Origin of the sequence: Prevotella scopos JCM 17725 (assembly GCF_018127785.1) — a bacterium.
Taxonomy (GTDB): Bacteria; Bacteroidota; Bacteroidia; order Bacteroidales; family Bacteroidaceae; genus Prevotella; species Prevotella scopos.
Genome location: NZ_CP072390.1, coordinates 1,585,540 through 1,607,925 on the forward strand (window position 1 = coordinate 1,585,540; position 22,386 = coordinate 1,607,925).

General features: G+C 42.0%; 16 protein-coding genes and 1 tRNA gene. 7 read left to right on the plus strand and 10 right to left on the minus strand.

What is annotated here, in order from left to right; translation table 11 throughout:
- Positions 1-612: 612 nt before the first annotated feature.
- The 3 genes from J4856_RS11960 to prmC are packed head-to-tail and all read right to left on the minus strand — an operon-like array spanning position 613 to position 2,682.
- Positions 613-1,320 carry a ComF family protein gene (locus tag J4856_RS11960; RefSeq protein ID WP_025837726.1) on the minus strand — a complete coding sequence of 236 codons (708 nt, stop codon included), beginning with the start codon at positions 1,318-1,320 and terminating at the stop codon, positions 613-615.
- Positions 1,304-1,822 carry a regulatory protein RecX gene (locus tag J4856_RS11965; protein WP_025837724.1) on the minus strand — a complete coding sequence of 173 codons (519 nt, stop codon included), beginning with the start codon at positions 1,820-1,822 and terminating at the stop codon, positions 1,304-1,306. Before J4856_RS11965 ends, J4856_RS11960 begins: the two co-directional genes overlap by 17 nt.
- Positions 1,819-2,682 carry a peptide chain release factor N(5)-glutamine methyltransferase gene (gene prmC / locus J4856_RS11970; RefSeq protein ID WP_025837722.1) on the minus strand — a complete coding sequence of 288 codons (864 nt, stop codon included), beginning with the start codon at positions 2,680-2,682 and terminating at the stop codon, positions 1,819-1,821. Before prmC ends, J4856_RS11965 begins: the two co-directional genes overlap by 4 nt.
- 27 nt (positions 2,683-2,709) lie before the next feature.
- On the opposite strand from prmC, the gene ribD reads away from it, so the two are divergent.
- On the plus strand, positions 2,710-3,828 hold the full coding sequence (ribD, locus tag J4856_RS11975) for a bifunctional diaminohydroxyphosphoribosylaminopyrimidine deaminase/5-amino-6-(5-phosphoribosylamino)uracil reductase RibD (protein WP_065367680.1): 1,119 nt from the start codon (positions 2,710-2,712) through the stop codon (positions 3,826-3,828).
- 165 nt (positions 3,829-3,993) lie between these two features.
- Here the strand turns inward: ribD and J4856_RS11980 are convergent, their stop codons facing one another.
- From J4856_RS11980 to J4856_RS12000, 5 genes are all read right to left on the minus strand, one after another.
- Positions 3,994-5,283 (minus strand): L-cysteine desulfidase family protein, encoded by a 1,290-nt coding sequence (locus tag J4856_RS11980; protein ID WP_025837720.1) that lies wholly within the window; start codon positions 5,281-5,283, stop codon positions 3,994-3,996.
- A 74-nt stretch (positions 5,284-5,357) separates the two neighbouring features.
- Complete coding sequence (locus tag J4856_RS11985) at positions 5,358-5,771, minus strand: hypothetical protein (protein ID WP_025837717.1); 414 nt, start codon at positions 5,769-5,771, stop codon at positions 5,358-5,360.
- A gap of 156 nt (positions 5,772-5,927) precedes the next feature.
- On the minus strand, positions 5,928-7,898 hold the full coding sequence (locus J4856_RS11990) for an AAA domain-containing protein (protein ID WP_025837715.1): 1,971 nt from the start codon (positions 7,896-7,898) through the stop codon (positions 5,928-5,930).
- Positions 7,899-8,021: 123 nt separating this feature from the next.
- Complete coding sequence (locus tag J4856_RS11995) at positions 8,022-8,804, minus strand: Fic family protein (RefSeq protein WP_025837714.1); 783 nt, start codon at positions 8,802-8,804, stop codon at positions 8,022-8,024.
- Between the two features lie 62 nt (positions 8,805-8,866).
- Positions 8,867-9,622: an FG-GAP repeat protein gene (locus J4856_RS12000; RefSeq protein ID WP_025837712.1), complete on the minus strand. Its 756-nt coding sequence runs from the start codon at positions 9,620-9,622 to the stop codon at positions 8,867-8,869.
- Between the two features lie 264 nt (positions 9,623-9,886).
- On the opposite strand from J4856_RS12000, the gene J4856_RS12005 reads away from it, so the two are divergent.
- The 4 genes from J4856_RS12005 (at position 9,887) to J4856_RS12020 (ending at position 15,036) form a co-directional block, all read left to right on the plus strand.
- A complete protein-coding gene (locus J4856_RS12005; protein ID WP_373274243.1) occupies positions 9,887-11,314 on the plus strand; it encodes a C69 family dipeptidase in 1,428 nt (475 codons plus the stop codon).
- A gap of 640 nt (positions 11,315-11,954) precedes the next feature.
- Positions 11,955-13,742: a hypothetical protein gene (locus J4856_RS12010; protein WP_065367679.1), complete on the plus strand. Its 1,788-nt coding sequence runs from the start codon at positions 11,955-11,957 to the stop codon at positions 13,740-13,742.
- A 266-nt stretch (positions 13,743-14,008) separates the two neighbouring features.
- Positions 14,009-14,080: transfer RNA gene (locus tag J4856_RS12015), tRNA-Arg, on the plus strand.
- 152 nt (positions 14,081-14,232) lie between these two features.
- Entirely contained in the window at positions 14,233-15,036 is an 804-nt protein-coding gene (locus J4856_RS12020; protein ID WP_025837703.1) for an ADP-ribosylglycohydrolase family protein, read from the plus strand.
- Between the two features lie 161 nt (positions 15,037-15,197).
- Here the strand turns inward: J4856_RS12020 and J4856_RS12025 are convergent, their stop codons facing one another.
- A complete protein-coding gene (locus J4856_RS12025) occupies positions 15,198-16,187 on the minus strand; it encodes a patatin-like phospholipase family protein (RefSeq protein ID WP_025837701.1) in 990 nt (329 codons plus the stop codon).
- Positions 16,188-16,388: 201 nt separating this feature from the next.
- On the opposite strand from J4856_RS12025, the gene J4856_RS12030 reads away from it, so the two are divergent.
- Positions 16,389-18,104, plus strand: coding sequence for an RluA family pseudouridine synthase (locus J4856_RS12030; RefSeq protein ID WP_025837700.1), 1,716 nt, complete (start codon positions 16,389-16,391; stop codon positions 18,102-18,104).
- A gap of 13 nt (positions 18,105-18,117) precedes the next feature.
- On the opposite strand, the gene J4856_RS12035 is transcribed toward J4856_RS12030, so the two are convergent.
- A complete protein-coding gene (locus J4856_RS12035) occupies positions 18,118-20,106 on the minus strand; it encodes a KUP/HAK/KT family potassium transporter (protein WP_065367678.1) in 1,989 nt (662 codons plus the stop codon).
- 142 nt (positions 20,107-20,248) lie between these two features.
- Here J4856_RS12035 and metG point away from each other — a divergent pair, with 142 nt between their 5' ends.
- A complete protein-coding gene (gene metG / locus J4856_RS12040) occupies positions 20,249-22,312 on the plus strand; it encodes a methionine--tRNA ligase (protein ID WP_025837699.1) in 2,064 nt (687 codons plus the stop codon).
- The last annotated feature ends 74 nt before the right edge of the window (positions 22,313-22,386 follow it).

Sequence of the window (22,386 nt, forward strand, 5' to 3'; positions counted from 1 at the left end):
TATGTCATGTCAGCGTCTTATTTACATACTCAACTTTCGTTCAGTAAAATGCTTTTCTTTTATTAACAGTACAAAGTAGTTGAGGGTAAATCCATTCAAGACTTAATTGCATAGCTCCGACTGCTTATAACATCAAAAAGATTTAATACGTACATCCACATTGGACAACGTTTTTGTTAGGTAATCTATTCGGTTTTTAGATGGCCACAAGACCAACTTATTTAGGTATAATTGATACAATATATCTTTTGCAAAGGTAATAAAAATTTATAAAAATAAAAAAATAACAGGTAAAATCATCCGCTGCAACTATGCCGCAAACAATAATGATGGTACTTATTAAACTTTTCGTTTGGTTTTGTCATTTGTGTCTTACAATTGAACTTTTCATTGCCAACAAACCCGCTCACGTCCAACAAACAATGAGCTTATCCTTAGTATAAGTAGAGCTATTGATAAACACCATGCGTGCGGATACTTAACATCAAATAAAACAAGGTAGAAACAGAATCTGCTTGTAAGGGAAAAAGAATTCTAAACCACGATTACAAGCGATGTCCCACTAATAAATGGATTGTATCTTCAAATGCAATCTCTTTGCTAATTGAATAGTTAACCATTATTCGCAAAGCCCAATGAGAGGACACTGACCTTAACATTGTTCCCCTTGAGTACTTCTTTGGCAACAGCAACAAGGGTGGCACCTGAGGTGATGACATCATCAATGAGTAAGATATGTTGATTGCTTACGGCGGAAGCATCAAGCAAGTGAAAGGCTTTATCTACATTTTCATTGCGTTCCCAACGATCTTTCTGCGTCTGACTACCATGGAAGGTTATACGCTCCAAAGCATTAAGTAAAAGGGGCAGACCCGTTTCCTCACAGACGCCACGTGCTATTTCCACACTTTGATTATACCCTCGTTCTCTCTCACGCTGCCGAGCAAGTGGCACGGGAAGCACAGCTGTGATTCCATCGAAGAAGCCATCCTGTGCAAACTCTGCTGCAACAATTTGTCCCAGACGCTCACCAAGTTCAGGATGACCACCATACTTCAGTTGATAAAGCAAACGACTAGTGTCAGAATGGGCTTTATAGAAAAATAAGGCTGCACCCTTCTCAATGGGAATTCGTCCCCAAAAAAGGCGTGAAAGTCTGTTGTCAAAAGCAGACTTAGAATAACCCGTACGAGGAAGACATTGGTTACAACAAGCGCACATCACCTCTTCCGTAACAGTCAGGCGACTACCACAAATGGTACATGAACGTGGTGCAAGGGTGTCTATCAGACGAGCAAGTAAGCTAATCGTCGGCTTCATCCTCTACAAAATCAATCTCATCATCAGCTGTGACTACACCTTCATCTATGCACCGGTGTATTAAATCCATCGTGAAGCCACGTCCCATGGCAAACTTAATCAACTTCATTGAACGTTCGTAATCACTCTCGGCCTTGATGGTAGGATACTTACTTGCCAATAATGGTCTTAATACTTCAAGATATTCTTCATCTTCCACGGCATCGAGGATAGGCGAAGAAATTGCATTATCGACCTTTTTCATCCACAGAGCTTGTTCAATCTTCCGTCGTCCCCATTTGTTATAGCGGATTTTGTCATGTACGAAAGACTCCGTATAACGGCTATCATCAACGTAATGCAGCGTTATTAACTTCTCCATAATACGTGCTTGCGCATCTTCTGATAGTCCCCATTTGCGCATCTTCTCTAACATCTCACCAGAGCAATGTTCGCCTTTCGCACATAAATCGGCAAGTTTCTTCAGGGCTTGCGGCTCTAATATAGGTCGTTTCTGTATCATGGTAGGATGGCTTTCGTGAATCGGAGCTTACCAAACTGGTCTTCTCGCAGTTTTATCTGCTTATAACCCAATTCGCTTAACATCTGCTTTACATTATCAATATATAATGGGTTGGTCTCGAAATAAAGTGCACCATCAGCTGACAAAGCCTGCACGCCATACTCAGCGATTGCCCGATAGAAGCGTAGTGGGTCATCATCAGGAACAAAAAGAGCCGTTTCAGGTTCATACGCAAGCACATTCCCCTCCATCGCTGTCCGTTCTTTGTCGCAGATGTAAGGTGGATTACTCACTATAATATCAAATTGCTGCTGCATAGCTGCTGCTGAAGGATGAAGCGCATCCTCCATCTTTAGTTCAACACGAACCTGCCATTGATGTACATTCTCACGTGCAATAAGTAGTGCATCACCCGATATATCCCACGCTGTAACCGCCGAGTTGCGTAGGTCGGCAGCCAATGTAACAGCAATACAGCCACTACCTGTTCCAACATCTAAGACCTGTAGAGGCATAGGAGGTTGCAAAGCGCAATAAGGTCGGTTATAGTCTTCCTCTACCCAACGGCATAGCACCTCAGTCTCTGGACGTGGAATCAATACGCCCGGAGCCACATGAAATGTGCGCCCACAAAAGGTTTCACGTCCTAAAACATATTGTACAGGCTCCGAACGCTCCAAACGAAGGATGATTTTCTCTAATTCCTCCTCCGCTTCTCGGGATAATTCATTAACTTTGCCCGTATATATATCGGTCAGCGTAATGCCAAACTGCACCTCTAACACAAGCCGAACGATAGCTTGTGCCTCACCTTCATCATATAAAGGAGTGAGTCTGTGCCATAAATCTTGGTATGTCATAGCTGCAAAGATAGGAATTTTAATGAAATGAAACAAGAAAAAACTGACGAAAAATATATGCGTCGCTGCCTGCAATTAGCTCGTAATGGACAACAGCTTGCCAAGCCTAACCCAATGGTTGGTGCGGTTATTGTGAGCAAGGAGGGCAGGATTATCGGTGAGGGTTACCACGTACGCTGTGGCAAAGGACACGCAGAGGTGAACGCTTTTGCATCTGTAAGGAAAGAGGACGAGGCTTTGCTACGTGAAGCAACGGTGTATGTCAGTCTTGAGCCTTGCTCTCATCATGGAAAGACACCTCCTTGTGCCGACTTGATTATCAGTAAGGGTGTGCGCCGTGTTGTGTGTGGTTGCATCGATCCTTTTGCCGAAGTGCAAGGACGTGGAGTAAAGAAGATTCGCGAAGCTGGGATAGAAGTGACCGTGGGTGTATTGGAGAAAGAGTGCTTAGAACTGAACAAACGGTTTATTACTTATAACACACATAAACGACCTTATGTGATATTGAAGTGGGCAGAAACAGAAAGTAGACTAACCAACACGCCATTCAACACAACAACTGGCCCCTCCCCCTTACCCCTCCCCCATAGGGAGGGGAGTAATCACCGAGATTCCTCTGATGATGCGAGTATTATAAATGGTAGTAAAGATGGTGTAACTACTTGTACTAAAAAACCTTCTGTGGCTTACATTGGCAACTTGCCGGGTAAAGATTATCAGCCATTGATTATCTCTACACCCTTTACAAAGATGTTAGTACATAAGATGAGGGCGGAGAATGATGCGATACTCGTTGGGAAAACAACGGAAGAACTAGAACAACCACAGCTGATGGTGAGAGAATGGAGCGGCCCAAGTCCAGAAAAGTTGGTATTGACAAGTCAACCGACAAAAGCAGGAGAATACGCAACACCTACTGAAGTGCTGTCGCATCTCTATGCTGAAAAGAAGCAAAGTCTCATTGTGGAAGGTGGTGCAAAAACCTTACAGAGTTTTTTGGATGCAGGACTATGGGACGAGATACGCATAGAATCGGCTCCTTTCACGGTTAACGAAGGTATCGAAGCACCAAAACTCCCAGAGAATATACGTGTAACAAAGGTAGAAAAGTATGTAAATACGATTATAACCTACGAGCGAGCATAGGATGAAACGACATCCTTCCAATAATACTAAATGGCTAAAAACAATTTATCTTCATGAAAAAAAGAAATTCTTTTCATGAAGATAAATATTTATTTTCACGACAAAAAATATTTCTTTTCATGAAAATAATTCAAAAAAAAAGCTGAGTTAGGGTATAACAACCTTCTAATTACACTTATGAGTCATGATGTTAAGCACCATATCGTCGGTGTTGCACATCGCTTCCTTCCCTATGCTTGTTAGGTTTCGGATAGACTTATCAACGTCTTCATCGATGATTCCCTCTGCAGCCGTCACATGTTTGCCCTCCATAGAGAGCGTGGCAGAGAGGATGGCAGTCGATACGCCCGATGATATCTTCAGTGAACAACTTGGCTTCGCACCATCGCAAATCATACCCGTAAGGTTGGCTATCATGTTCTTTACTGAATGACAAATATTGACATAATCACCTCCCATCAGATATGTGATACCACAACTGGAACCAATACTCGCCACCACACAACCGCAAAGGGCTGACAGTGCACCGAGACTCTGCTTGATGTAAATGGCAGTGAGGTGACTTAAGATAAGTGCACGGATAAGTTCTTCACGTGTATTCTCATTCTCCTTGGCAAAAACGGCTACTGGGTTCGTTGCACAGATACCCTGATTACCAGAACCACTGTTGCTCATCACTGGAATCAAAGCGCCACCCATACGAGCATCGCAGGCTGAAGCGGTCTTCGCAATAACGTGCGAGAAGATGCTATTACCAAAGATTCCACGACTCAAAGGACGGTCCATTATCTTACCCAAACAATGTCCATAATTTCCTTTCAAAGCCTCAGCAGCAGCACGGAGGTTATATCGCTTCGCCTCAAGGATAAAGTCTATTTCTTCGACAGGGGAGGTCGTTGCAAACTCCCAAACCCTCTTCAGACTCAGACAAAGCGGTGCTTTCTCTTCCGTAGCATTGCTGGGTTGCATATTATCAAGCTGTACATTCCCGTCTTTCTCTTCAAAGACAATATTCGTATGAGCACAAGAGATAATAGCTGTGGCACGATGTCCCTCAGCCTCACAAGTGATTTCGATGTATAGTTTCTCAGTGATACCTTCCTTTAACTTGACGTCAATACGATTCTCACTGATAAATGTCTTACCAGCTTCTAAGGTGTCAGGTGTGAGGTTTTTGATAACCTCCAACTGATACTCTGACTTACCCACCAAAGCACCGAGGGCAATGGCAATAGGCAATCCTATCATTCCCGTGCCAGGAATACCGACTCCCATCGCATTCTTCAGAATATTAGCAGAGAGCAACACGCTAATATGCTCTGGTCTTCTACCTAATAACTCCGTGGCACGTGCAGTACATAATGCCACCGCCATTGGTTCTGTACACCCCACAGCAGGTACCACCTGCTGGTGTATCAATTCGATAATCTGTTCTCTAATGTTCTTCTCAAGCATAATGATTTGGTTTAGGTTTAGCCTGATATTATGACCTAATAAAAGCTTTTACTTTATTTTTTCACTCTCTGACATTAATTTGTCTGCGAGAGTGCGTTACCTAACTCTTGTCGCATAGCCTCCATCTTTTGACGACGGTCGATAGAGAATGTAGAGCCATTCGCCTCAACATAGTCGAATAAAACGTATGCCTTTTCCAACAGCATTTGGCGCAAAGGTTGCCCTTTACAGTTTGCTTCAGCATGTAGCAACTCTGCAACCATATTGATTTTATCTATTCGCTCAGTCTCATCCCACTGCTCCTTAGCGTATTTCAACAACTCGTCTACAGAGAGATTACGTAAGACGTCATACTCTCCAACATACTGTCTGTAAAGGTCTTTCAAGTCCTTATCTCGCTTCAAGTCATCGTCTTTCTTTGTTAGAAAGTGCGAAATAGCAGCATTGAATTCCTCTATCAAACGAATAAAATAATCTCGTTGTAACATAGTAGATTTCCTTTTATGACACAAAAGTAAATAAAAAATTGATATAAATCCACTTTTCAGTGTGTAATTAAATAAAAAATATTTTAGGATTGGGGTTATAAAGAATTAGCCCAATTAGCCAAATAAGACCAATTGGGCTAACAAACCTAATAACTGTTAGGACTGCGGAAGACTTTCCCACAGCTTCTTATAGAATTTGTGTTGGGTCATTGTTTGGGCATTACCAAGGATGATTAGCTTCATTCTGGCACGTGTTATAGCAACGTTCATACGGCGTAAATCACGCAAGAAACCTATCTGACCATCATCGTTGGAACGCACAAGAGAAATGAGAATCACGTCACGTTCCTGTCCTTGGAAGCCGTCAACGGTGTTCACACTGATAAGACTTCGATAGGGCTTAAAGAACTCCCGCTTCTTAATCAGACTGCGAAGATACTGCACTTGAGCACGATAAGGGGAGATAACGCCCACATCTATTCGCTCATCTAACACACGTTGCTTTCCTATCTTTGTGAAGTAATCTTTTAAAGTCTTGAGTGTTAGCTCTGCTTCTCCTTTATTAATACGTCCAAAAGAAGAACCAACAAACTGCTCATGGAAGGCGTTTTCCTTTTCGTTATTTGACTGAGAAGGACCTGAATTAGCCTCACTTTCCGTTAAATCATACGATGCAACGACAGCTTCATCGGACGTATCAACCCATACCATCGGATTGTCATAATCAAGGATGCCACGATATTTTATCTGCGGAGCAGTTTCTACCTGTCCACCATAGAACCAATCGGATGAGAAGCGCATAATCTCTTCGTTCATTCGATACTGCACCTTCAGGAGTGTAACTACCTCTGGTTTGTTCTCTACAATTCGTTCCATCAAGGTCTTACCTAAGCCTCCACGCAGGGCAGCAATGCTTTTTACAGTCGGTGGAAGTTGACAATGATCACCCGCAAAGATGACTCTTGACGCTCTACGAATGGCTATCCAGCAAGCTGCTTCAAGGGCTTGTGCAGCCTCATCGATGAATAAAGTCGTAAACTTCTGACCTTCCATTATCCTACTGTTTGCACCAACGAGGGTGGAAGCAACGACACGTGCCTCTCCAAACAGTTCTGCATTAATACGTATTTCAAGCTCAGTAGCACGGCTCTTCAGTCTATCCATCTTCTGATGATAGCTTTCAGAACCTTTCTTTCTATTGTTTCTCAATTCACGAATAGCCTTCCGAATCGACCATAATTGAGGATAATCAGGATGCGCTTCAAACTTTCGTTCGTATGTGAAACCTAACATCTTATCATTCACTCGGGTAGGATTGCCAATGCGAAGAACATTAATACCACGGTCGACAAGCTTCTCACAAATCCAGTCAACAGCCATATTACTCTGCGCACAAACCATCACCTGACTCTCTCGCATCAGTGTTTCGTTGATCGCTTCGACCAATGTTGTCGTCTTACCTGTTCCCGGTGGACCATGAACTACCGCCACATCCTTTGCCCATAACACCTCGTTGACAGCCTTTTCTTGTGTTGGATTCAGCCAAGGTAATCGAATAGGAGCAAAGGAGAACTTCTCTACCTTTTGTCGTGAATAAAACAAGTCACGAAGATGAGCCAATCTATTTCCCTTTGCTTTCATGGTATGGTCTAACGCATCAAACATCATTTGATAGCTCGTTTCATCAAAACCTAATTGACATCCAATCTGCTCGGAAGCTGATTGAAGGTCTAACAACGGAGCTGAGTCAGGGACAGCAACAACCATTCTGTCGCACTCTACATAAGATACCATACCTGTAAAACCATAGTATTTCAGCTGAGCAGACTTATTAGGAGTCCCCTTCTCCGTCTCAACAAACTTAAAGAAAAGGAGCGGACGACCACTTTCAAAGTTATGTTCGATATCCCCATCCTGTGTACGAAACACCTCAACACACAGTTGGTTGAGTCCATTATAAAACCGTTTTCCCACTCTTAATGGGAACCAAGCGTCACCTCGCTTCACTTTCCGCTGCATACCAGCAGCCTCAGTCTGCTTTCTAAAGGCTTCTTTCTCGGCATAATACTCCATTTGAAGCAGTAAACGCTGACGTTGTAAGAGTTGTATTGGACTTTCCTGAAGCATATCTTTTTATAGTTGACAAGTTAACGAGTAGACGAGTAAACAAGTTGCTTGTAAATAATTAAAACGGTATTATTTATAAATAAAAGCACACTTTGCACACTAAGTATAAAAGAAAGTAGATCACTAAAAGAAGAACATTGTACGACTATTCTGCTTTTTCTGCGCCAAAGCATTTTCCATTTGCTTTGTAGCTGCCTTAAAGAAGAACGCAATTAGGTGTTCATCCGTCCCTTCCGTTCGTATGGTTCGCAAAGCAGCAATATACTCTTGGCGATCTTCTTTCTGGATAATCAATTCAGGATAACCATGACGTAGCAAGATGAAGTTGGACAACAGCCTGCCTGTTCTCCCATTCCCATCACGGAAAGGGTGTAAGTATTCGAAGAAACCATGGAACCGAGCAGAAAGCACCATAGGGTGAAGTTCTCCACGCTTCATCATCCCTGCTGTTGAAGACATCAGTCGTGGCACCTGTGCTACCAATCCTTCATGTTCGCCAAAAACCGTATCACCAGCTGCCATATCCACCATTGTAAACTCCCCAGGTACAGCATCTGCCTGCTTATAAGGAAGTGTACGAAGTGTTACCAACCTATTGATAGTCTTCATTAGTTCGACATCAAAAGGGTGATCTAAATGATTATGCATCCATTCGTATGCTGCAAAGTGGTCTGCCATCTCCTGACACTCCAGCAATGACTTACCAACTGGATGATAACCTAACTGCTCTTCAAACAGACAACGTGTATCATCCACTGAGAAAGAAGACCCTTCTATACCACAGCTATGGCAGGAAAAAAGGATTTCAGAATACTCTCTAAACGCCTTCTTTCCCATTGGCAGCACTATCTTTTCTTGATACTCTGCTACCAACTCATCATATCTTTTTATCTCTGTTTCAAACACGTTACAAATATAGCACTTTTTATCTAATATCCATTCTACAACGAATAAAAAACAGAAAGGGCTTAACAACTGAAGTCATCCTCTATCTCTGCGGCTTTACCCATTTGCAAACCAGGGGGCGCACAAGATGATAAGAACAAGGCAACACGGAGCTCCTCATAATCTGTAGGTAAGGAAAGAACGAGGTCTAACTTCCCATCTCCATCCAAGTCACCAGCAAACAGAAGTGCAAAACTTGCACCATCGACCCTTGCCTCTCTAACGACTCGTTCGCCATTCAGCAATAATGTATAGTTCTTTAATTGACTTTCTCCCTGCGCCTTTGCCTCTAACTTGTAATGCTTCCCAGCAAAAGTAAAATTCCTTACAGAGCCTGGTTCCAGATAAGTACTATCTGAAAATGCAACATCAGCAATCTTAACTTTCCCCTTCTTTATTGGCAACTGATTGACAAACAATATCGTGTTTCGTTTTTCTGATAGATATGTTGGAATGGTACTTGAGCACGCATCCTCTCGCATCTCAATACTATACCGAGCTTTACCAACATAATAATCCTTCCCATCTTTATAGAGTTCAACCCAATTTCGGTTGATTATCGTATCTGGATTACATAAACGATAATTAAAAGGAACAAGAATCTTATACGTGAGAGGCTTCTTCTTCACAACCTTAACACTATCAACCTTCTTTACAAACAAACTATCTTCCTGCTGTACAGACGACTCCTGCACCTGACTAACAGGTTTCTTATCAGTACAAGATAGAAGTATCATGCAAAGACTCAACAAAAAGAAAAGGAACTTAACTTTCTTCATAATCACGTTTTTATTGCCTATCAGTAAACACTATTATTATATACCACACTCTGCAAAAATAACACTTTTCCCTTTATATTCCAACCTTAAACTGTATAAAAGACTATGTAGCAATAATTATATATGGGTATTTTGCAACTTTATCGACACCATTTTATATTTTTTTTTCTTTAATTCTAACCCTACTATCGCAAATATTTGCTATTTTTGTCATCAATAATTAACAGCAAAAACAAGACTTTAAAGCTTATGAAAACAAACAAAATGCAAACAGAACACAAACTTCCTTCAGAGTGTACAACCATCATCGTTGGTCAAGATCAGACTGCCGATGGATCAATGATAGTAGCGCGTTCAGAGGACTGGGACGCTATGGAAGCAAAGAACTACGAGATTTTTGAGGCTACAGACAATGGTCCACGTGAGTTCGTTGCAAAGGATAGCCCTTTCCGTTGCGAACTTCCAGAGAAGGCTTTGGGCTATTCTGCCCTTTCTCCGTATAATCTTCACGGCCATTGGGGCAGTGCTGGTTTCAACACAGCAGGTGTCGGCATGAGTGCCACGGAGAGTATCTTTAGCAATGACGAGGTATTGAAACACGACCCATTGGTAGAGAATGGTGTGGCAGAGAACTCTGTCTTCAACATTACCCTACCTTACGTCCACACCGCACGTGAAGGTGTTGAGCGTTTGGGTATGCTCATCGAGAAATATGGTATCGCTGAAGGTTTCGGTATTGGCTTCGTAGATAGCAAGGAAATATGGTACTTGGAGACAGCTTGCGGTCATCGTTGGTTGGCTTGCCGTATGCCAAAGGATAAGTATTTCGTAACTGGTAACCAAAGTCGTTTCCGCACTTACGATCCTAACGACAAGGAGAATTACCTCGCATCAGCCGACTTAATTGAGTTTGCAGAGAAGCACGGACTCTACAACCCAGCACATGGTGCCTTCGACTTCCATGAGACTTACGCACGTGATATCGAACTCGACACCACCTATAACTACCCACGTGTATGGGGCTTGCAGCAGTTATTCTCTCCAGAAATCAAGAATGACGTAACAAAGAACACCTTCCCTGTCTTTGCTAAGGCTGCTCATAAGGTCACACTGACCGAACTCCGCACGGCCTTCCGCTTCCACTACGACAATACAGAGCACGACCCTTACCTAAATAGCAATCCTAAGGAACCTTACCGCCCAGTTTCTATCTTCCGTACCACTCAGACCCACCTCATACAGGTACGCCCTGAACTGCCACAAGCTATAGGTTGTGTGAATTATGTTGCTATGGGTATGGCTGACCTCGGTGTGTTCCTACCACTCTATCAGGGCATCACGTCCTATCCAGAGGCTTACACAAAGGGTAATGATGAGTCAAGTGCTGACTCTGCTTACTGGAAGTTCCGTAAGGTGATGGTATTGGGTATGACTAACTATAACAAATATGCTCCTATCATCAAGGAGGCGTATGCAAAGTTTGAAGCTGAGACCGACCAGCGTCAACGTGAGATGGAAGAGGAATACCTTCGCATCTATAAAACACAACCTCTTCATGCAAAGGATATGTTGCAGGCTTTCTCTGACAAGATTCTTAACAGTGCACTCGACCTTGCCGACCGTCTCCAAGAGAAACTCTTTACGCTGATGACGCAAGACATCCAGCAAGAATATCTCTTCCACGGAGCATAATAGTTGGTTAAAACACCCAGCTTTAAAAAAGCTATTGTTGGAATTAATGAGGATAATGGTTCCCCCCTTCGCTCTATACAGAGCAAAATTAGAAATGACTTTCTACATGAAAACATGGGATATGTTATATCGGAACTATCATTAGTGTTAAACTTGGAGATAGAGTCTATTAACCAAAAGAATTTTGTTTTGAGTAACAGAGCTCTTTTCTGACCATAAGTAGATTCCATCTCCACGTAATCATACATTGTGCTGAGCCTCAGTATGCATGTTTATTACCAATATAGTACCATGCGTGCTGGGCACAGGCACTTTAATAAAAGAAGACAACAAGAGGGCATTGTCATTATTACTATATTGTAAGACAACAATGACTAAGTTCTATGGGAGAAGTATATGAGACACCTATACATCCTTATAACTAAATAGTTACGTTATGGAACATAAAATAGCTGAAGAAGCTTAAAAGCCGAACGTTGTCAACCTTTAATACCATGGCAACACTTAAATTTTAAACTAATACCGAAGTTTTCACCCATGAAAAAATAAAGAGAAGAACAAAGAAATCTATAACCAATTTACATACTAATTATCTCATTCCTCTGCTTCTTAAAGGAATAGAGATAGAAATAATTACATTATGAGAAAAAATATTCTACTTGCCATTGCCGTACTTTCTGTGAATGTACAAGCAATCTATTCACAAGACACTGGTACTATTGCTCCAAGACCAGCTTATACTTGTGATTTTGAGAACACGGGAACAACAGATTTTGGTGACCAAGTTATCACAATTAATGGAAAACGTTGGAGATTCCATAATGCCAGAATTACTGATTCTGCAATCAATGGTATCCCACAAGGGAAGCGTGCTGCAGAAATACTTGCGGGTACGCATAACAACAAGCCATCGTATCTTGAACTTCTTGACACCATTCGTGGAGCTTCTGTCGCTTTTTGTTTTGGTCATTCAGGGATGGACAGAACCATTAGCAAAAGTAGTGAGGCTTGGTTTGTCGAAGTAACAAATAATGATGGAAAAGATTGGCTTTCAAAACCACTCATTTTCGATGACACTGACGTCACTCCAATGTTATCTTTTGATTCACCTTACTATGGAGAACCTTTTAGATTTAGAATACGTTTTACAGATAAATTAGGATATGGAAGTAATTGGCGTATTCTAATAGATAATATTTTTGTCACACAAGGAGAAAATATAGAAGCACCTTGGTATATACAGCCAGGACGTTTCTTTGATGGGATTGAAACCTCTCAAGATAATATAACGTTTACCCCATTAATGAGTGGCTCTACATTCTTCTTTGGTGAGAAAGACAGTCCGTACGCCGATACTTATATACAAACATGTATTGACGAAAACGAACCTATTAATTATTACACCATGCCCGAGGGCATCCAGTTTAAGGCGAAAAATCTAACGGAAGGGAAACATCACTTCGCCATAAAGTTTATGCGTACTTCCGACGATCAGCCTTGGAGCGGAGCATTGCAGACCAACTTTGATTTCTACGTGCGACCAGTGAGCGGGACCAAGAAAGGTATTTCTGCATTACGACATGGAGAAATTGGTAAGTTCTACGACTTAGTACCAAATGATAACGATAGTATTTTTGTAAACTGGATTAAGAAAACACGAGCACAAAAGTGGCTCTTTGATGGTAAGGCTGGAATCTTAGTAGATGATCCTAACTATATTGATTTTTCTCCTACCTTATCACCTAATGATCAGATTGTAAAGAAAATGCGTGGACAACTCCTTAAGATTGACAATAATCTTGTGTTCCGATTAGATAGTAAACCAGAGATTGAAGATGTAGCTAATACAAAATTCCATTTCCGAAACTATGAATGTGATAATCTTAGTATTATTACCAGCAACCCTGAAAGTTACATGGCTTATCCATTGGCACTTACAGGCGTAAAACTTGTTAAGCCGTTCAACCAAATAGACCATTCGCCTAATGGCAGAATAGAGATAGAAGACTTAAAAGGCAACCAGTTCATACTACAAAATATTTATCCAGATAACTTCCAAGTCTCTCAATTCCTCGAAGCTGGAACAAAGTATTTCATTATTTATGGTATGGTAGGTAGATCTTATATCGATGGTAAACCTTGTTTCTACCCACTCAATGTACAACCTGATAATAATGGTGAGTCTGATGGTGTTAGTAAAACCACAACAAATACACCATCATTGGTGATAAGTCATGTTTCTAATAATCTTTCAATAAAAAGTTCAGTTGCTTGTCCTGTAGGTATTACCGATATAAACGGTAGTGTTGTAACTCGATTAAGCCTTACAGCAGATGTTGCGACAACAATCTCACTCGGTCATGGGCTTTTCATGGCTACAGCATACTTTGGAAATGGTAAAAAATCTACCGTGAAGTTTGTAAACTAATTCATTCAAACAATTCCTACAAAAATAAAGAAAACGTTTATAACTGCCCATCAATATTTCAATATCAAGAAATTTGATGGGCTTTTTCTTTTTTGTAATAGAGTTAGGTGAGGGTACAAAAGCCTTATGTTATTATATAGTCATCTGGTAAAGTAAAGGTAAAAAATCTGTCGTTTCACAACGTATATAACTTTTTTTTCCTATCTTTGCAGACAATAGCTATTGCACATCTGTTCTACGGGAGCAAAGCAATATGCGAAAAATTCGCTCTGATAGTTCAATGGATAGAACGTAGGTTTCCTAAACCTTTGATCCGGGTTCGATTCCCGGTCGGAGTACTAAACAGCAACTATTATCCCTCTCTATTTAATGGGTAAAACTTTGATTATCATTGTCGTATAGACTTACTACTAACAATAAAGAGAAAACATATACCCCCATAGTATTTTATTCCTCTCTCAAGCTACGGAGAGATTAAAGAAGAAACATTATGATTGGTGCTATTATAGGAGATATTGTAGGCTCACGCTTTGAATTTGGACCAGTTCCACAGAAGAGTTTTGAACTTTTCACACCCGATTGTTCTTATACCGATGATACAATTTGTACCATTGCCATTGCTGATGCTGTATTGAATGAGCGTGATTACAAGGAGAGTTTGCTTGATTGGTGTCGTCGCTATCCTGACCCAATAGGTGGATATGGAAGACGATTTTATCAATGGTTTAACGCTGACGACCCACAGCCTACGGATTCATGTGGCAATGGCTCTGCAATGCGGGTTAGTCCTATTGGATGGCTTTTTGACGAGTGGGAAGAAGTGATTGAGGAAGCTGAGAAGAGTGCCATTGTAACGCATAACCATCCTGAAGGCGTCAAAGGTGCACAATGTATTGCTGAAGCCATCTGCTGGCTACGCCTAATGCGCTTTTCAAAATCCGATGTCGAACGAAAAGTAGAGAAGTTTTTCGGTTATGAACTTCCCTCCATGCGAGACATAAAAAAGATTGGTTCTGAGGGACACTTTGATGGTACCTGCCAAGAAACCGTACCAATGGCATTACGTTGTTTCATTGATGCCAATAGCTTTGAGGAGACCATCCGCCTCGCTGTGCTATGTGATGGCGATACTGACACGAAGGCTTGTATTGCTGGGGCTGTTGCTGAAGCTTATTATCAGATACCAGAATGGATGATAGAAAAGGCTATCAGCTACTTACCCGATGATATGCTCATAATCCTCGGACAGTTTTATGAGCGCATACAAGACAGCTGTGGGACTAAGAAAGAATAACTTTAAGCCTTAAAGAAATACGATTTTTCGAGTCTAACAATGCCGTTTTGAAAACCTTAAAACAGCATTTCGCAAGTTCTTTTCATGAACAAAAAGATTTATTTACGTGAAAAGAAATATTTATTTACGTGAAGAAAAATATTTATTTTCATGAAAGTAATTCATCGTTGATGGTCTTTCATGAATGTTTCCAACTGCTTTCGATACTTTATACCAGTATCCTCACCTATTTTAAGGATATCCCTTATCGCCTTTACATTGAAGTCGGTGACACCATAAGTACCTAAATCGGGATTAATATAGAGGTCGGCTTTTGTGCGATTGACGTTATATTTCTTTATATCAGGACGTTCTGCCAACCAATCTAGAATACCACCCAGACCTTTCAGAAAGCTAAAAGGTGAATGATAATCATCGTGTTTGCGCTGCTGTAGATCGACGGCAATAACAATGTCTGCTCCCATCTTTCGTACAACATCCACAGGAAGATTATTTCCCATACCGCCATCCACCAGCATCAGCGTGTCTATCTGCACTGGTTTGAATGCACCGGGAATAGCCATACTGGCACGCATATTACGCGCCATGGAACCAGTATCGAGGACTATTTCTTGTTGACGACGGATGTCAAAGGCTACACATGAGAAGGGAATAGCTTGTTTGACGACACGACGTTGTACGGGAGAACGACTGACGAGTGAGTCAAGGAAATTATAGACATGGTCGCCATGCAACATTCCAAACCCCACCTTATTATTAGCATCAGCCTTTCTACGCACAGGAAAGCCGAAAACATAGATTATTCCATTTTCTTCTTTATAGACTTTTCCAACCAATGTGGTATCTCTATCAGCCAAGAGTGCTAACCAATTCTGCGAACGGAAGAGTTTTTCGAGGTCATCTGCACGATAGCCTTGCGCGTATAATCCGCCAATAATCGCTCCTATACTTGTTCCAGCAATATAGTCAATAGGAATCTTTTCTCGCTCCAACTCCTTTAGTATTCCTATGGCTGCAGCACCTTTCGCACCACCACCACCAAGCACAAGTCCCACCTTTGGGCGGGTCACTTCACCTTGACTTTGTTGCTGTGCCATCAAAGATAGACCACAGCATATCAGTAGCAGAAATACAAATAAGTATTTTTTCATAACGACAAAAGTAGTATTTTTCTAAGAGAAAAGCGTATTTTTTTCTTTTTATTGTTACTTCTCATTTCTCCAACAATCTTCATATTTCTCAAAAGCAAGTAACTTGTTCACTTGTAAACTTGTCTATTCGTAAACTCCAAAACAAATAACTTGTTTACCCGTAAACTTGTCAACTCGTCAACTATTCCTTATCTTTGCACTATGAAGTTTCACCCTGTCGTATCAGAGCACTCCCTACCCGTGCGGTTTAATAATCCTTTCGATTACGAACCGGACGCCCTTTGCCGTGCAGCAGTCAAGCAGTTGCAGGCAAATCTCCCTATAACACCTATCGAAGGAAAGATGTATGGCGTTCTGATTGTTGAGCGAAATGGGGAGATTGGTTACTTGCAAGCCTATTCAGGGCAGATAGCAGACGAGGGAGAAGACTTTGTACCAGCTGTTTTCGATTATCTTCAGTCCGATGGTTACTTCAAGATTCACGAGGCTGAGATTACCCAATTGAATCAACAGATAACCCAACTAAAAGCCTCAACAGCCTACCAACAGGCATCGAATAGCCTAAAAATGATTCAGCAGAAAGCAGAAAAGGATATCGAGGAAGCACGGAAAGTGATGCAAGGAGCTAAGTTCTTACGTGACAAACGACGTAAAGAGGCTTTTATTTCAGAGGCAGAACGAAACGAGATGACACGTCAGAGCCAGTTTCTTAAAGCCGAATTGCAACGTAAGAAAAAGGCTTATGCAGAGCAGATTACCGCTGCACAGACCATCGTAAACGGCTATCAGAAACAAATAACAGCATGGAAACGAGAGCGGAAAATGAAGTCTGACCATCTGCAACATTGGCTTTTCTCTCAGTTCTCATTGCTCAATGCACGCAGAGAGCGTAAGAACTTACTCGATATCTTCCGTGATTACTATTTGAAGAACAGTCCTGCACGTACGAAGGCTGCCCATATAACAAGTGTAAATACTGCTGAACGCACTACCAAGGAGAATCTTGCAGCTTCGCTACTTCCGCCTTCTGGCGCAGGTGAATGCTGTGAACCAAAACTCTTACAATATGCCTTTCTTCATGGTTATAAGCCTATTAGCATGGCAATGTTTTGGTGGGGACCACCGCCAAAGACTGAGATTAGACAGCATGGAAACTACTATCCTGCTTGTAATGGAAAGTGTAAACCCATCTTGGAGTGGATGTTAGACGGGATAGACGTTGACTATAAGGATTGCAATAGGACAGATTATGAAACCGAATTAGCACTTTCTGAAAGACTAAAAATACGCTATGAAGATGATTATCTTGCTGTCGTTGTCAAGCCATCAGGCTTACTTTCGGTCCCAGGGAAAGGCTGTCAGCCATCAGTTTATAGTATTCTAAAGGAGCGATGGAAGGGGAAGAGCGATGTATTCATGGTGCATCGATTAGACATGGATACAAGTGGCTTACTCGTTGTTGCCCGCAATACGGAGGTTTATAAGGCTTTACAGGCGCAGTTTATTGGGCGTTCTGTAAAGAAGAAGTATGTTGCTCTGCTTCCTCTCTCTGTCCTCGAAAAGCAGTTACCAGCAGAGGGACGGATAGAACTTCCACTCTCTCCCGACCCAGACGACCGTCCTCGGCAGCGTGTTGATAGAACTAATGGGAAGCCTGCAACCACCGAGTATCGCTTTATCGGTAAGACTACATACGGCAAAGAAGCATTGGAAGCTGTGAAGATTGAGCTCTATCCGCTGACAGGTCGTACCCACCAACTGCGCATTCATTGTGCTCATCCAGATGGATTGGGCTCCCCTATTATTGGCGACAACCTCTATGGGCAGCGAGCAGAACGCCTTTGGCTACACGCAGAACACCTTGAATTCACTCATCCTATCACTCAGAAGCGAATGAGTTTCGATACTCCTTTATAAGTACCGAAGCCTTCTAATCTTCCTCTTCTTCTATTCTTTCAACCCTTGGAATACTATTTCCTACCTTTTTAGCATGTGACTTTAATGTGAGTGGTACGTTCTCTATCAAGACATTACTCGTATTCAGACCTAAAGAACGTGTCATACTCAATTTCAAATGGTCAATCCATTCATAGGCATCCATGATAAGTCGCTCCTTAAAAGAGAAAGAAGCGAAGGTTGAATAAATCCTATTAATAAGCACAAATACGAAGTTTCCCATCACATTATGCTTAGCCAATGACGGATAAGATGACGCAAGAGAGAACTCATTCTTAGCTACCATATCCTCGATTATCTGCCTAAAATAACGATTGACAAGTGGGTGGATGCGGAATCCTAACCGTAGATTGATACGATAAAGAGTATCGGGAACAAGCGTGGTAACGTCATATTCCAGCGTTGATGGACTGTCTTGATAGTCTATATGTAGCAAGAAATAATGGTCAGCACGCATTGGATGCTTGTTAATGATTGAATAGAGAATCTTCTGTTCAATGTCGTATTTACCCCCAAGTTTGGTGAGATAGACAATATTTGTCGCATACTTAGGGATTGAATCATCGTTCTTAATATCGGAAATAATACTGAACGATTCACGAACATCACGTATCTGTATCTGCGAATTACGAATGGTTGTGGCATTATACCACACATACATGATTGCTATCATCACACTGGCAAGAAGCATGGTTACCCAACCTCCATTCATAAACTTTGCCATGTTTGCGACGAAGAAGATACTCTCCAAACCGACAAAGACAATAAGGAACAGGAGTGTTAGCCAACGATTTACTCGACGAATAGTAAGATAAGCACTCAAGAGGAAGGTAGTCATGAGCATGGTTATCGTGATTGACAAGCCGTAAGCAGCCTCCATTCGTTCCGAACTCTTGAAGAAAAGTATCACAATCACACATAAGACGAAGAGCGACATATTGACAAATGGGATATAAAGTTGTCCCTTAACATCGGTCGGATACTTAATCTTCTGACGTGGCCAAAACTTCAAGTTCATTGCTTCACTGAAGATAGTAAACGACCCACTAATCAATGCTTGACTCGCAATGATGGCTGCTATCGTTGCCATGACAATACCGAAAAAGAGCATACCGTGGGGCATAATGGCATAAAAAGGGTTCAAGTCAGAGGTAAGATTATTGACATGTACAATTATCCAAGCCCCTTGACCAAGATAGTTGAGGATTAACATGACCTTGACAAAGGCCCAACTCGTGCGGATGTTATTAATACCACAATGCCCTAAGTCGGAATATAAGGCCTCAGCACCTGTCGTACAGAGGAACACTGCACCCAAGATTAAGAACCACTCTGGGTTACTCGTCAGCAAGCGGATGGCATGTAAGGGATTAAAAGCTTGCAGAATAGGAATATAATCACCGATATGCATAGCTCCTAACACTCCCAACATTGAAAACCATAAGAGCATTAATGGACCAAACAACTTGCCAATCATATTCGTTCCGAATTGCTGAATGAAGAACAAAACAGTAACAATACAAAGGGCAATAGGTACAACTGGGGTCTCTGGTTCATAGACCTTCAATCCCTCTATAGCAGAGAGAACCGTAATAGAAGGCGTTATTACACCATCAGCTATCAGCGTACTGGCACCAATAATCGCTAAGAAGTAAAACCATTTACGACTATGTCGACGTATTAAAGCATACAAAGCGAGTATTCCACCCTCTCCTTTATTATCCGCACGGAGGGCTATTAAGACATATTTAACAGTCGTTTGAAGGGTTAATGTCCATATAATACACGACACTGCACCGATGATATATTCAGCATTAACAGGGTTTCCAGCCCTAACAATAGCCTTCATCACATACAAAGGAGATGTACCTATATCTCCGAAAACAATACCTAAGGTTACAATAACGCCCATTAAACTTAGTTTATGGCGTGCAGAAATACTATAATTGTTATCCCGTGTCATTCTTATTATATCTTAAAACGGATGCAAAGGTAAACAAAATCATGATAACTGCATAACCCTCTTAAGGCTTTTATCTATATTTCTTTTGTCGTTTCTCTTATTTACTGTAACTTTGCAGTAGATAATAAATAATCAAACAGATATGGAAGAAAAGAAATTTAAGCGCACCACTGTTACCGCAGCATTGCCTTATGCGAATGGAGGTGTACATATAGGACACCTTGCTGGTGTATATGTTCCTGCCGATATCTACGTTCGTTATCTCCGATTGAAGAAGCGTGAAGTTGCTTTCATTGGTGGTAGTGACGAGCATGGTGTGCCTATCACCATCCGTGCTAAGAAGGAAGGTATCACCCCACAGGACGTATGTGACCGTTATCATAAGTTGATAAAGGACTCTTTTGAAGAGTTTGGTATCTCCTTCGACATCTACAGTCGCACAACAAGTGAGACTCACCACAAGTTTGCTTCAGACTTCTTCCGTAAGCTATATGATGATGGTAAGCTCGTCGAGAAGGAGAGTGAGCAGTACTATGATGAGGAAGCTCACCAGTTCCTTGCCGACCGTTATATCATGGGTGAGTGTCCTCACTGTGGCAATCCAAATGCTTATGGCGACCAATGCGAGAAGTGTGGTAGTGACCTTAGCCCTATGGAGCTGAAGAATCCTCACTCAACCATCTCTGGTTCACATCCTGTCATCAAGCGTACTAAGAACTGGTACCTGCCTTTGAATGACTATCAAGAGTGGCTGAAGCAGTGGATTTTGGAGGATCATAAGGAGTGGCGACCAAACGTTTATGGTCAGTGTAAGAGCTGGTTAGACATGGATCTCCAGCCACGTGCTATGACCCGCGACCTTGATTGGGGTATTCCTGTACCAGTAGAGGGAGCCGAGGGCAAGGTTCTTTACGTATGGTTCGATGCACCTATCGGCTATATTTCAAACACAAAGGAGCTTTGCGAAAAGGATCCAGAGCACTTCGGCAACTGGCAGAAGTGGTGGCAAGACCCAGAGACACGTATCGTTCACTTCATTGGAAAGGACAATATCGTGTTCCACTGTCTTATCTTCCCAACTATGTTGAAGGCGCATGGCGACTATACTTTGCCTGATAACGTACCATCAAATGAGTTCCTCAACCTTGAAGACGATAAGATTTCTACAAGTAAGAACTGGGCTGTATGGCTCCACGAGTATCTCCGCGACTTTGAAGGAAAGCAGGATGTACTACGTTATGTACTGACTGCTAACGCACCAGAAACCAAAGATAACAACTTTACATGGAAAGACTTCCAGGAGCGTAACAACTCTGAACTCGTTGCTGTATATGGTAACTTCGTTAACCGTGCACTGCAGTTGACAAAGAAGTATTGGAATGGTGTGGTTCCGGCTTGTGGCGAATTGGAAGAGATTGACCGGCAGACTATCCAAGAGTTCAAGGATGTTAAGGCAAAGGTAGAGGCTTACCTCGATATCTTTAAGTTCCGTGAGGCACAGAAGGAGGCTATGAACCTCGCTCGCATCGGTAATAAATACATAGCAGAGACAGAACCTTGGAAACTCTGGAAGACCGACCCTAAGCGCGTTGAGACCATTCTCTACATCTCACTGCAGCTCGTTGCCAACCTCAGTATTGCCTTCGAACCATTCTTGCCGTTCAGCAGTAAGAAACTTCGTGAGATGATTAACATGACGGAGTATGACTGGAGTGAACTTGGTTCTACCGACCTTCTCCCAGCTGGTAAGCAGTTGGCAGAGCCTGAGTTGCTCTTCGAGAAGATTGAGGATGAGGCTATCGAGGCTCAGTTGCGTAAGTTGGAAGAGACTAAGAAGGCTAACGAAGCCGCTTCCTACAAGGCTGAACCAATCAAGAAGGACATTCCTTTCGAAGACTTCGAGAAGCTTGATATCCGTGTTGGACATATCATCAAGTGCGAGAAGGTGAAGAAGAGTAAGAAACTCTTGCAGTTCACTATCGACGATGGTTCGGGTGTTGAGCGCACTATCCTTAGTGGTATTGCTGCCTACTATGAGCCAGAGCAACTCACTGGTAAGGATGTTCTCTTCGTTGCTAACTTTGCTCCTCGCAAGATGATGGGCATCGAGAGCCAAGGAATGATTCTCTCTGCCGTTAACTTCGATGGTTCACTCACCGTTACTACAACCATGGGTGAGGTGAAACCGGGTAGTCAGGTGGGATAATACCCACCTCTAACTCTGACTAAAAGAGATAGAATATGATAGGCGTAGTGAGTTATCAGACTACCAAGTTTATC